Annotated in this window: 12 protein-coding genes; 5 read left to right on the top strand and 7 right to left on the bottom strand. The window is 69.1% G+C overall.

The window, feature by feature from the left end:
• The first annotated feature begins 121 nt into the window (after positions 1–121).
• Positions 122–544 (top strand): PPOX class F420-dependent oxidoreductase, encoded by a 423-nt coding sequence (locus B1790_RS11045; protein ID WP_079923323.1) that lies wholly within the window; start codon positions 122–124, stop codon positions 542–544.
• The gene (locus tag B1790_RS11040) at positions 541–1278 is read left to right on the top strand and encodes a 2-C-methyl-D-erythritol 4-phosphate cytidylyltransferase (protein WP_255407266.1); all 738 of its coding nucleotides are present in this window, start codon (positions 541–543) and stop codon (positions 1276–1278) included. The genes B1790_RS11045 and B1790_RS11040 overlap by 4 nt, the downstream gene beginning before the upstream one ends.
• Here B1790_RS11040 and B1790_RS11035 read toward each other — a convergent pair.
• The 3 genes from B1790_RS11035 to B1790_RS11025 are packed head-to-tail and all read right to left on the bottom strand — an operon-like array spanning position 1256 to position 3200.
• Entirely contained in the window at positions 1256–1951 is a 696-nt protein-coding gene (locus B1790_RS11035) for a 2-C-methyl-D-erythritol 4-phosphate cytidylyltransferase (RefSeq protein WP_079923255.1), read from the bottom strand. The genes B1790_RS11040 and B1790_RS11035 overlap by 23 nt on opposite strands.
• Positions 1952–1971: 20 nt before the next feature.
• On the bottom strand, positions 1972–2973 hold the full coding sequence (locus B1790_RS11030) for a patatin-like phospholipase family protein (protein WP_079923321.1): 1002 nt from the start codon (positions 2971–2973) through the stop codon (positions 1972–1974).
• Positions 2974–3014: 41 nt separating this feature from the next.
• The gene (locus B1790_RS11025; RefSeq protein ID WP_079923320.1) at positions 3015–3200 is read right to left on the bottom strand and encodes a hypothetical protein; all 186 of its coding nucleotides are present in this window, start codon (positions 3198–3200) and stop codon (positions 3015–3017) included.
• Between the two features lie 64 nt (positions 3201–3264).
• On the opposite strand from B1790_RS11025, the gene B1790_RS11020 reads away from it, so the two are divergent.
• Positions 3265–4563, top strand: a complete 1299-nt coding sequence (locus tag B1790_RS11020; RefSeq protein WP_079923319.1) for an acyl-CoA dehydrogenase family protein — start codon at positions 3265–3267, stop codon at positions 4561–4563.
• 3 nt (positions 4564–4566) lie between these two features.
• On the opposite strand, the gene B1790_RS11015 is transcribed toward B1790_RS11020, so the two are convergent.
• Together B1790_RS11015 and B1790_RS11010 are read right to left on the bottom strand one after the other, a co-directional pair.
• The gene (locus tag B1790_RS11015) at positions 4567–5715 is read right to left on the bottom strand and encodes an acetyl-CoA C-acyltransferase (protein ID WP_079923254.1); all 1149 of its coding nucleotides are present in this window, start codon (positions 5713–5715) and stop codon (positions 4567–4569) included.
• Positions 5708–6634 carry an enoyl-CoA hydratase gene (locus B1790_RS11010; RefSeq protein ID WP_079923253.1) on the bottom strand — a complete coding sequence of 309 codons (927 nt, stop codon included), beginning with the start codon at positions 6632–6634 and terminating at the stop codon, positions 5708–5710. The genes B1790_RS11015 and B1790_RS11010 overlap by 8 nt, the downstream gene beginning before the upstream one ends.
• A 65-nt stretch (positions 6635–6699) precedes the next feature.
• Between B1790_RS11010 and B1790_RS11005 the strand changes: the two genes are divergently transcribed.
• The gene (locus B1790_RS11005) at positions 6700–7353 is read left to right on the top strand and encodes a DedA family protein (RefSeq protein WP_079923252.1); all 654 of its coding nucleotides are present in this window, start codon (positions 6700–6702) and stop codon (positions 7351–7353) included.
• A gap of 7 nt (positions 7354–7360) precedes the next feature.
• Here the strand turns inward: B1790_RS11005 and B1790_RS11000 are convergent, their stop codons facing one another.
• Positions 7361–9130 (bottom strand): MOSC and FAD-binding oxidoreductase domain-containing protein, encoded by a 1770-nt coding sequence (locus tag B1790_RS11000; protein WP_079923318.1) that lies wholly within the window; start codon positions 9128–9130, stop codon positions 7361–7363.
• 123 nt (positions 9131–9253) lie between these two features.
• On the opposite strand from B1790_RS11000, the gene B1790_RS10995 reads away from it, so the two are divergent.
• Positions 9254–10051, top strand: a complete 798-nt coding sequence (locus B1790_RS10995) for an oxygenase MpaB family protein (protein WP_079923317.1) — start codon at positions 9254–9256, stop codon at positions 10049–10051.
• Here the strand turns inward: B1790_RS10995 and B1790_RS10990 are convergent.
• A complete protein-coding gene (locus tag B1790_RS10990) occupies positions 10048–10938 on the bottom strand; it encodes an SDR family NAD(P)-dependent oxidoreductase (RefSeq protein WP_079923316.1) in 891 nt (296 codons plus the stop codon). The genes B1790_RS10995 and B1790_RS10990 overlap by 4 nt on opposite strands.
• Positions 10939–10986: the final 48 nt, after the last annotated feature.

Below are 10986 nucleotides of genomic sequence, written 5' to 3'. Positions count from 1 at the left end.
GTCACTCGCGAGCGGAACGCCGCGCTCAATATATGTAGGCCGTCAAACTGTTTCTGTCAATTTCGGAGCACCGTCCGCTAGGGCCTCTCGCGCCCGTTCCTGCGGGCTTAACGTGGACGGTGTGAACGAACTCTCCGATGACGTGATCGCATTCCTGTCCGAGGGCACGCGGACCGCCATGCTCGGCTACGTGGCGGCCGACGGCCGGCCGTTGGTGGCACCCGTCTGGTTCGTCGTCGAGGACGGCCAGCTGGTTTTCAACACCGGCAAGGACACCGCCAAGGGTCGCGCGTTGAGGAGGGACCCCCGAGTAGTGGTGTGCGTCGACGATCCCCATCCGCCGTACTCGTTCGTCCAGGTCCAGGGCATCGCCGAGCTCAGCGAGGATCCCGAGGACCTCGTCGCCGTCGCCACTCGCGCCGGAGGCCGCTACATGGGCGCCGACAAGGCCGAGGAGTACGGCCGCCGCAACGGGGTCCCCGGAGAGCTCGTGGTGCGGATCCGGCCGACCAAGGTGCTCGCGGCATTCAACCTCGCCGAGTGACCCCGCCACTGGAGACGCCACCCGCCGCCGTCGGGGTGGTCCTGGCCGCGGGCATGGGCACGCGCGTCGGCGCCGACGGCAACAAGGCCTATCTGCCGTTGGCCGGTCGCAGCATGGTGTCGTGGTCGGTCGAGGCGGTGGCCCGGTCGGCCAACGTCACCCGCACGATCCTGGTGTTCCGCCGCGGTGAACGGGACCTGGCCGCCAGGACCCTGGCCGCGGAGCTGCCCCAGCTGCGAGTCGAACTCGTCGAGGGCGGGGACACCCGCCACGGTTCGGAGGAGAACGTCCTGCGCCACCTGGCACCCGGCATCGAATCCGGCGCGGTGGACGTCGTGCTCGTCCACGACGCCGCGCGCCCGCTGGCCAGCCCGGCCATGATGGACACCGCCGTGACGACGGCACGTACCCGCGGCGGCGCCATCCCGGTGCTGCCCGCGGCAGACGTGGTGGAGACCGACGTCGACGGCCGACTGTCACCCCCCGACGGCACGCTCGTCCGGGTCCAGACCCCCCAGGCGTTCCGCGCGCGACCGCTGCTCGCCGCGTATCTGGCCGCCGCGGACGGCAGCTTCGAGGGCACCGACACCGCGTCGTGCGTGCAGAACTACACCGACCTCGAGGTGCAGGTGTTCCCCGGCGCCGCCACCAATCTCAAGGTGACGTTCGCCGACGACGTGCGGCTCGCAGAACGGCTCCTTCAGGACAGGATCAGTCGCAGCGGCACGCGATGACGGCGTCCAGCAGGTGCGCGTCTCGCGGCAACTCCACCTGAAAGGCGTCCGCGTCGCCGTCGACCACGCCGACGTCGAGCCCCGCGCGCAGGGCGTCGTGGAATTCGTCGTCCACGGTGGCCGGCGACTCTGCAACCCCCAGAGGAACGGCGACCAACTGCCACAGCGCCGACGCGGTGAAGCCCCGCGGGAACTGCACGGTCCGCAGCGTGGCGCGGTCGACGGTGCTCAGCACCGACCCCACCTCGTCGACCGTCTTGACCGAGTCGGTGACCGGCAGCACGGGCACCACGACGTCACCGCCGCTGACCAGGGCGGCGAGCACGCGAACGGCCAGCTCACCGGGCGACAGCGGAAACCGGTGGTCGCAGATCAGGATCGCGGCCGCGGTGTGCGGTTCGACGCCGAGGTGCTCGAGGCCCGCGCGGAGCACCTGACGGCGCGATCCCGATCCCCGCGTCACGGCGACCGCGACACCCAATCCCGCTGCCCGCAGGCACTCCTCGACACTTGCCGCGAGGACGGGCACCGTCGCCACCACGACGTCACCGGAGGCCACCGCCTGCAGAACCGACCTGACCACCCGCACCAACGGCGCCTCGCCGCTCACCGGCGAGATGGCCGCGTCGACGCCCGCAGACGACGTCATCGGCACGACTGCGCACTGCTTCATCGTCGAGACAGTAGCGACGATCAGCGGAACCGGCGAAGATATGCCGCCCAATCCCAGCCGGCCAGGAAGTCCTCCGCCGCGCCGTAACCCTTGAGGTACTGCGCCTCCACCTCGTTCTCGGTGATGTCGAAGTCGAGGAATCCGACGTCGGTCGAGTCAACGCGGATCGCCCGCGCGTCGACCCACGGCTGGTTCAGGTACGTCTGGTCGCGACCCACCAGCATCGTGGTGATGACGTCCTCGAGCAGGTGCGGAGCGCCCAACACGCGGAGCGCGGCCAGCGCGGGGATCGCCTTGTCGTTGCCGTCGGGCAAGTTCGGCAGCAGCGTGATGCCGAAACTCGGCCACCGCGGCGCCGTTCCGTCCGTCCGGTCGAGCGAGTCGATCGGGAAGTTCGACAGCAGTCCCCCGTCGACCAGCGTCGACGTGAGGCCCGACGTGCTGGTCAGCTGCACCGGCCGGAAGAAGAACGGGATGGACATCGACGCGCGGACGGCGTCGGCGACCAGTTGCTCGTCGGGGTCGATGCCGTAGACCCTGCGGTAGTCCCACGGCAGCCGGACCAGCTGCCCCGTGGTGACGTCGGCGACGGTGACCACCAGGCGGTAGCGCCGCTCGGGTGGCAGCTCGTCGTCGACGAGCGCCAGATCACCGAAGGTCGCCACGCCGAGATCGGCGAGCTGGCCCCGGATCCAGTCGTGGATGTAGTCACCCCGGTAGATGCCTGATCCGCGCAGCAGGGCCAGGGACGGGCCGACGAGCGGCACCCGTTCCAGTGGGCCGGGGTCCAGGAACTTGCGGTAATCGATTTGCAGCGCAAGCTCTTTGACCTGTGCACCCGTCATCGTGCCGGTGTGGGCCGCGGCCGCCACCACCGCGCCGACGATGGATCCGGCCGACGTACCGGAGATGCGCTGCGGCTGGTACCCGGCGTCCAGAAGTCCGACGACGGCCCCCACCAGGCCGACTCCCTTGACGCCGCCGCCGGAGAGCACGAGGTCGGCACGCTTGGCCTCTGTCATGTAGTCGACGGTACGGGTCGAGCCCGACACGCGAGCGGAGACTACGGCCACCTCGGGCCCTTCCGCGAGACGGCGGCCACCACCACGCTCAGACCCACCGCGACCGCGAACACCCCGAGCACCAGGTGGCGCGGGTACCCACTCGAGGCGTACGCCCACAATTGCAATCCGCCTGCGCACAGCGCGAGGAGACCGAATGCCAGCGCGGCCGCGCGAAGTGCAGTCATCATTCCAGTGTGCAAGCACCACCGGTGGTGCGACCACCACATCCAAGATGGGCAAGGTGACCTCGTGTGGGACTTCCAGACCGACCCGCAGTACCAGAAACTCCTGGACTGGGCGGATGACTTCGTTCGCGACGAAGTCGAGCCGCTCGACCTGATCTGGCCGCACCTGCAGTTCACTCCGCTCGACGAGAGGCGCCGCAGCGTCGTCGACCCACTCAAGGACCGAGTGCGCCAAAAGGGCCTGTGGGCAACACATCTCGGACCCGAGCACGGCGGCCAAGGATACGGTCAGCTCAAGCTCGCGCTGCTCAACGAGATCCTCGGCCGGTCGCAGTGGGCGCCGGTGATCTTCGGGTGCCAGGCACCCGACACCGGCAACGCCGAGATCATCGCGCAGTTCGGCACCCCCGAACAGAAGGAGCGCTATCTGCGGCCGTTGCTCGACGGCGAGCTCTTCTCGAGCTATTCGATGACCGAACCACAGGGCGGCTCCGACCCCACGCAGTTCAGCACCAGCGCGGTGCGCGACGGCGACGACTGGGTGATCAACGGCTGGAAGTACTTCTCCTCCAACGCAAGCACCGCGGCCTTCTTGATCGTGATGGTCGTGACCAACCCCGACGTCAGCCCCTATCAGGGGATGTCGATGTTTCTTCTGCCCACCGACACTCCTGGCGTCCACGTCGTGCGCAATACCGGCCTGCACGGCGAGGCCGAAGGCCAGGGCTCCCACGCGCTGATCCACTACGACGACGTGCGGGTGCCGGACACCGCGCTGCTCGGCGGCGAGGGACAGGCCTTCGCGATCGCCCAGACCCGACTCGGTGGCGGCCGCATCCACCACGCGATGCGCACGATCGGTCTTGCCCAGAAGGCGATGGACATGATGTGCGAGCGCGCACTCAGCCGCGAGACGGCGGGCAGCCTGCTGTCGGACAAGCAAGCCGTGCAGGCCTTCATCGCCGACTCCTACGCCCAGCTCGTGCAGTTTCGGCTGCTGGTCCTCTACACCGCGTGGGAGATCGACGAGTACGACGACTACAAGAGGGTGCGCAAGGACATCGCCACCGTCAAGGTGCTGATGCCGACGGTTCTCCACGACATCGCTTGGCGTGCAATGCAAGTGCACGGGGCGCTTGGCGTCACCAACGAGATGCCGTTCCTCGGCATGGTGACGGCCGCTGGCGTGATGGGGTTGGCCGACGGCCCCACCGAGGTGCACAAGACCACCGTCGCCAAGCAGGTGCTTCGCGGCTACCGGGCCAGCGACGACGTGTGGCCGACGGAGTGGACTCCCCGCAAGCGGGACGCGGCCCGGGCGAGGTTCGCCGAGTACCTCGACCTGGAAGTCGGAAACCAGTGACGCTCAGGCGATGAGCTCGACGATGGTCGCGTTCGCCGTGCCGCCGCCCTCGCACATGGTCTGCAGTCCGTAGCGAATTCCGTTGTCGCGCATGTGATGGATCATCCGCGTCATGAGGACCGCACCCGAGGCCCCCAGTGGATGGCCGAGCGCGATCGCGCCGCCGAGTGGGTTGAGGCGCGCTTCGTCGGCCCCGGTCTCCGCCAGCCACGCCAGCGGAACCGGCGCGAACGCCTCGTTGACCTCGTACACGCCGACCTCGTCGATTCCCACGCCCGCCTTGTGCAGCACCTTCTCGGTCGCCGGGATCGGTCCCGTCAGCATCAGCACCGGATCGGCGCCCGTGACCGCGCCCGCGCGGTAGCGCACCAACGGGGTGAGGCCCAACGTGACGGCGTTCTCCGCGGTGGTCACCAGCAGGGCCGCGGCGCCGTCGGAGATCTGCGACGAGTTGCCCGCGTGGATGACGCCGTCGTCGGCGAAGGCGGGCTGCAACCCCGCCAACTTCTCGACCGTAGTCCCCCGCCGGATGCCCTCGTCGGCGGTCACGACTCCCCCGTCGTCGGTGAACACCGGCATGATCTGGTCGACGAACGCGCCAGCGTCCTGGGCGGCCGCCGCGCGGGCGTGCGACTGCGCGGAGAACTCGTCGAGGCGGGCGCGGGACAGCTCCCACTTCGTCGCGATCATCTCCGCGGAGATGCCCTGGTTGAACGAGAAGTCGTCATAGCGGGCAAGCACTTTCGGGCCGTACGGCATGCCGGTGGCCCGCGCGGAGCCGAGCGGCACCCGGCTCATCACCTCGACACCCCCGGCGACGACGACGTCCTGTTGGCCCGACATCACCGCGTGGACGGCGAAGTCCAGGGCCTGCTGACTGGACCCGCAGGCCCGGTTCACCGTGGTGCCGGGGATGTGCTCCGGCCAGCCAGCGGCGAGCACCGCCCACCGTCCGATGTTGCTCGACTGGTCCCCGACCTGCGAGACGCAACCCCAGATCACGTCGTCGACCACCGCGGGGTCGACACCGGTGCGTTCGGCGAGCTCGCTCAGCACGACCGCGGACAGGTCGGCGGCATGCTGGGCCGACAGCCCGCCGTTGCGCTTGCCCACCGGCGTGCGCACGGCTCCGACGACGACGGTCTCACGCATCGGCCTGCTCCGTTCCACCGGCGCGGACCTGGTCCTTCACCGCGGGCACCACCGGCGGCGCCTGCCGCCAATTGGGGACGCCGTCGGATTCACCTGCGACGGGGAATCCGCCACCGTGCAGCTGAGTCCAGTGGCTGTGGTTGAGCTGGTGCAACGTGAAGCACGCGTTCAAGGAGTTGTAGAAGCCCTGGTTGTCCTGGGTCTGGTTGACCGACTCCTTGACCAGAAGGGCGGCCATCGTCGGCACCTTCGCGATCCGCCTGGCGAACTCCAGCGTTCGCTCGGCCAGGTCGTCGAGGGGAAACACCTTGGACACCATGCCGAGTTGGTACGCCTCGTCGACGGAGAGGGTGTCACCGGTGAGCATCAGCTCCTTGGTCTTCCGTGCTCCGAATTCCCAAGGGTGGGCGAAGTATTCGACACCGCACATGCCGAGCCGGGTGCCGACGACGTCGGCGAACCGGGTGCCCTCCGCCGCGACGATGAGGTCACACGACCACATCAGCATCAGCGCAGCGGCGTACACGTCGCCGTGCACCTGCGCCACGGTGATCTTGCGCAGGTTTCGCCACCGCAGGGTGTTCTGGAAGAAGTGGTGCCACTCCTGCAACATCAGCTTCTCGGCCGCCTGGCGGGTCGCTCCGCCCTCGGTGAAGCTGGGGTGCTGATCCGGGCCGGGAGCGTACTCCGACATCGCCTGCTTGGAACCGAGGTCGTGACCGGAGGAGAACATCGGCCCGTGCCCGCCGAGGATCACGACGCGGACGTCGTCGTCGGCCTCCGCTTGGAGGAACGCCTCGTTGAGCTCGACGAGAAGCCCGCGCTGCTGGGCGTTGCGCTGGTCCGGTCGGTTGAGCATGATCCGGGCGATGGTGCCCTCGTCGAACTTCTCATAGGTGACGAAGCGGTAGTCGGCCATGCCGTGCGACTCTATTCGCCCCGACATTCCCGCCGACCCCGTATCGAGTAGGGCATCCTTGGCGCGTGACCGTCGACGCCCTGCTGCAGACCATTCCGCCGATCGCGGTGTATCTCGTCGTCGGCGTGGTGATCGGCCTGGAGAGCCTCGGCATTCCGCTGCCCGGTGAGATCGCCCTCGTCAGCGCCGCCCTGCTGGCGTCGCGGCACACGCTGGACATCAACCCCGTCGGCGTGGCGACGGCCGCCACCATCGGCGCGATCGTCGGTGACACCATCGGCTACGGCATCGGCCACCGCTACGGCATGGGCTTGTTCGAGCGGCTTGGCAGGCGCTTCCCCAAGCACTTCGGCCCCGGCCACGTCGCACTGGCCAAACAGCTCTTCACCCGCTGGGGCGCGTGGGCGGTGTTCTTCGGGCGGTTCATCGCGCTGCTACGCATCTTCGCAGGCCCGCTCGCCGGTGCGCTGAAGATGCCCTACCGACAGTTCTTGGCGGCCAACGCAACCGGCGCGGTGTTCTGGGCCGGCGGCACGACGGGTGTCGTCTACTACCTTGGCCTGGCCGCCGAGAAGTGGCTGTCCCGGTTCTCCTGGGTCGCACTGCTGCTCGCCGTGGTGGTCGGCGTCGTCTTCACCCTGGTGATGAAGGAGCGCACCGCCAAGGCCATCGCGGCGCTCGAGGACGAGCACGACTGGGACACGCTGCGTCGGATCTGACGAGCGGCTAAAGGTCGAGTACCAGCTCGCCGTCCGGCGTCGAGCAACAGATCAAGACGTTCCCCTCCGCGGGTGGCTCCAACGGTTCCGGTGAGTAGCGCACCGATCCCGACAACACGGCCGTCTCGCAGTTGTGGCAGACCCCGGTCCGACACGACCACCGGGTCGGCACGTCGCACGCCTCGGCGAAGTCCAAGAGGCTCGGGTACGCAGGCCCCCACGGCACCGTCAGACCGCTGCGGGCGAAGCCGACGTCGGGCCCCGGCCCCGGCGCACCGGCGGGTGGATGCGGTGGCCCGGCCGCGGCCGCCGCGATGCCGGGGGTGAGAGCTGCCGTCGCGCCGAAGGTCTCACTGTGGATGCGCTCCGACGCCAGCCCATATGCGACGAGCGCCGCGGTGAGCACCGACATGAAGTCGACCGGACCGCACAGGTACGCGTCGGCCTCCTTGGGCGGTCCGAGTGCGTCCAACGCCTCGGCCGAGATTCGGCCCGCCCCGGTGTAGTCAAGGCCCAGCCGATCAGCCGCCGCGGGCCGACTGTAGAACACGTACGACCGGCCACCGGGCAGCTTGCCGAGCAGTTCGTGGCACTCGGCGGCGAACGCGTCCGCCGTTCCGTCGCGCGCGCCGTGCAACCACCACACCTCCCGCGTCGAGCCGGCCGCGACCAGCGCGTGCAACATCGAGAGCACCGGGGTGATCCCGACGCCCGCGGACACCAGGAGCACGGGCGGGCCGTCGGGGTCCTCGGCGATGGTGAGCGCGAAAGTGCCACGGGGAGCCGCGACGTCGAGCACGTTGCCCGCCGCGATCCCCGCGTGGAGATACCCGCTGCCCCGCCCCTGCGGTTCCTTCTTCACTCCGATTCGGTAGATCCCCGAACCGGGCGGGTTGGACAGCGAGTAGTTGCGGATGACGGCGGGACCGTCGGGGTCGGGTCGCAGAAACAGCGTAATCGACTGTCCCGGTGACCAATTCGGCAACGGCCGCCCATCGGGATCGGCCAGCGTCAGCGACCGGATCAGGGCACTCTCGTCGCGCACGGCGGTGACGACGAGCGGCCGGAATCCCGTCCACGCGGGCGGTGGGACACCCGCCGCGGCGGTCAACCCCGCGTTGCCCGCCGACCCGTCCGCCTGCGCCACCAGGCTTTCCAGCGACGCCTTCCACCCGGGGCTCAACGCGGGCACCTGCAGCGCGCGCTCGAGGCTGTCCCGAGGATGGCCGGGCAGGTACAGCAGCGCGTCGATCTCGGCGACCGTCACCTCACCGGGACCCGAAGCGGTCTTCACGATCTCCTGGCCGGCGCGCACCTCGCCCTCCTGAATCACCCGCAGGTAGAACCCGGGACGACGATGGGACACCAGAAGCGCCGCCATGCTCGGCACCCCCACCCGAAGACCGACGCGGTAGCAAGTGACTCGCGGTTGGGTGACCTCGAACTCGGCGTAGCCGATCCGGTAGCGGTCACCGATGCAGACCTCGTCGTCGGGCAGACCGTCGACGGTGAAGTTCTCCCCGAAGTGGCCGGGCGCCAGGTCGTCGCGTCCGAATTCGGCATTCCAGTACCGGTACGAGTCGACCTGATACACCAGGACGGCCCGGTTTTCGCCGCCGTGCCCACCGAGGTCGCCCTGGCCGTCACCGTCGACGTTGAGGCGGCGCACCATTCGCGGACCGTCGACGGGAGCCTTCCACGCCCCGGTGTGGACGACTCGTCCGTTCCACTCGACGTCGGCGGGAAGGCCCACGTTCAACGAGGTCAACACGGCCATCGCCGTCACCCTTCTGTCGCACTTTCTGCAAGATAGCCCGACGATGCCGGGCGTACTGTCGGTTACGTGGCCTTGCCTGGATTGACGACCGTGCGCGACGGCCTCGGCCAACGACTGTTCGGCATGGTGGCGGGCCCCGAAGGTCCGGCCAACCGGGCGCGCATCCACGACACCCCCGGCCCGCGGTGGTTCGCCGAGGACCGCCCGATCAGACGGGTGCACGGTGACGCGTCGATGTTCGTCGGTGGACTGCGCGCACTGCTGCTGCAATCCCTGCATCCGCTGGCGATGGCGGGTGTCGCCGAACACTCCGATTACCGCGGCGATCCGTGGGGGCGGCTGCAGCGCACCAGCACCTTCCTGGCCGTCACGACGTTCGGTCCGGCCGACGACGCCCAGCGCGCCGTCGACAAGGTGCGCGGCATCCACCGTCGAGTACACGGGATCGCCGCCGACGGGAGGCCCTACGAGGCGTCGGACCCGCACCTCCTCGGATGGGTTCACGTCGCCGAGGTCGACAGCTTTCTGCGGGCGCATCAGCTGTACGGGGCCCGCCCACTCGACCGGCAGGAGCGCGACGACTACGTCGCCGACACCGCCCGGGTCGCCGCGGCACTCGGGGTGGTAGACCCACCGCGCACCGAAGACGAACTGAGACAACGCATTTCGGAATACAGACCCGAGCTGAACGGTACCGCCGCCGCCCGCGAGGCCGCCAAGTTCCTGCTGCTCACTCCCCCGCTGCCGCTGCTGGCCAAGCCTCCGTACGCGGTGCTCGCCGCGACCTCGGTGGCCATGCTTCCGGCGTGGGCCCGGCTGCCGTTGCGTCTGCCTTACCTGCCCCCGCTGGAGGCGACGGCCGTCCGGGTGGCCGGCCGCACCCTGGTCGGCGGCATCCGGTGGGCTCTCGCCCGCGGTTAGACGGGAATGGTTGTGTCCGTTTCCTTCTCGGCGAATGCCACCACCTGGGCTGCCACGTCGTAGTCGCACGCCTCCGCCGAACGGCCGCTCAGCGTCGGCGCGCCCTTGAGCCCCAGCCGGCTGTCGATGCCGACGTAGCTGCCCGGCGGGATGGGTTCACTGATGCAGTACAGCGTCGGGGCCGCGCCAGCATCGGTGTCGTTGGCCAGCACGTTGGCCGCCGTCTTCACCACCGTGTGAAACGCCGACATCACCCGCTTGTCGGACACATTCGACAGATTCGAGGCGACCCACCCGGGATGGGTCAGCTGGCTGGTGACGGGCGACCCGGCCGCACGCAACCGTCGGTCGAGTTCGAGACCCCACAGCATCATCGCCAACTTGGACCGGCCGTAGGCGGGGAACGCCGACCACCTGGTGGTGCGCAAGTGGGGGTCGTCGAGATCGATCTTGGCCGACTTGTGCGCGTCGGAGGCAACGTTGACGATCAGCGAACGCACCCGCGGGAACATCAGATTGGTCAACGCGAACGGCCCGAGGAAGTTGGTGCCCAAGGTCATCTCGAACCCGTCGACGGTCTCGGACCGGTTCTGCGCGACCAAGCCCGCGTTGTTGACCAGCACGTCGACGTCACCGTCGAACAGATTCGGGAACGCGCGCACCGACGATTGGTCGGCGAGGTCCAGTTTGACCACGGTCGTGTCCCCGCCGATCTCGGCGGCCCGCCGGGCGCCCAACTCGACGTTGCGCACCGCGAGGATCACGTGGGCGCCGGCACGTGCGAGCGCGCCCGCCGTCGCAAGACCGACACCGTTGGTGGCCCCCGTGACGACGACGCGCTTGCCGGTCAGATTGCCGAGTCGGGTCGGCGACCACTGAGATGTCACGGTCGTCAGATTAGCCACCTGCGCTGAACCGGTGACCAATTCGGCTCG

The sequence above is a fragment of the Mycobacterium sp. AT1 genome (genome assembly GCF_002043095.1).
Taxonomy (GTDB): domain Bacteria; phylum Actinomycetota; class Actinomycetes; order Mycobacteriales; family Mycobacteriaceae; genus Mycobacterium.
Note: the sequence above shows the minus strand (reverse complement) of the source record. Positions and strands in the feature narration are given on the sequence as shown.

Coding starts and splice junctions, on each gene's coding strand:
- B1790_RS11035 (WP_079923255.1), bottom strand. CDS start 1,951: ATGAAGCAGTGCGCAGTCGTGCCGATGACGTCGTCTGCGGGCGTCGAC.
- B1790_RS11000 (WP_079923318.1), bottom strand. CDS start 9,130: ATGGCCGTGTTGACCTCGTTGAACGTGGGCCTTCCCGCCGACGTCGAG.
- B1790_RS11030 (WP_079923321.1), bottom strand. CDS start 2,973: ATGACAGAGGCCAAGCGTGCCGACCTCGTGCTCTCCGGCGGCGGCGTC.
- B1790_RS11010 (WP_079923253.1), bottom strand. CDS start 6,634: ATGGCCGACTACCGCTTCGTCACCTATGAGAAGTTCGACGAGGGCACC.
- B1790_RS11015 (WP_079923254.1), bottom strand. CDS start 5,715: ATGCGTGAGACCGTCGTCGTCGGAGCCGTGCGCACGCCGGTGGGCAAG.
- B1790_RS10995 (WP_079923317.1), top strand. CDS start 9,254: ATGGTGGCGGGCCCCGAAGGTCCGGCCAACCGGGCGCGCATCCACGAC.
- B1790_RS11025 (WP_079923320.1), bottom strand. CDS start 3,200: ATGACTGCACTTCGCGCGGCCGCGCTGGCATTCGGTCTCCTCGCGCTG.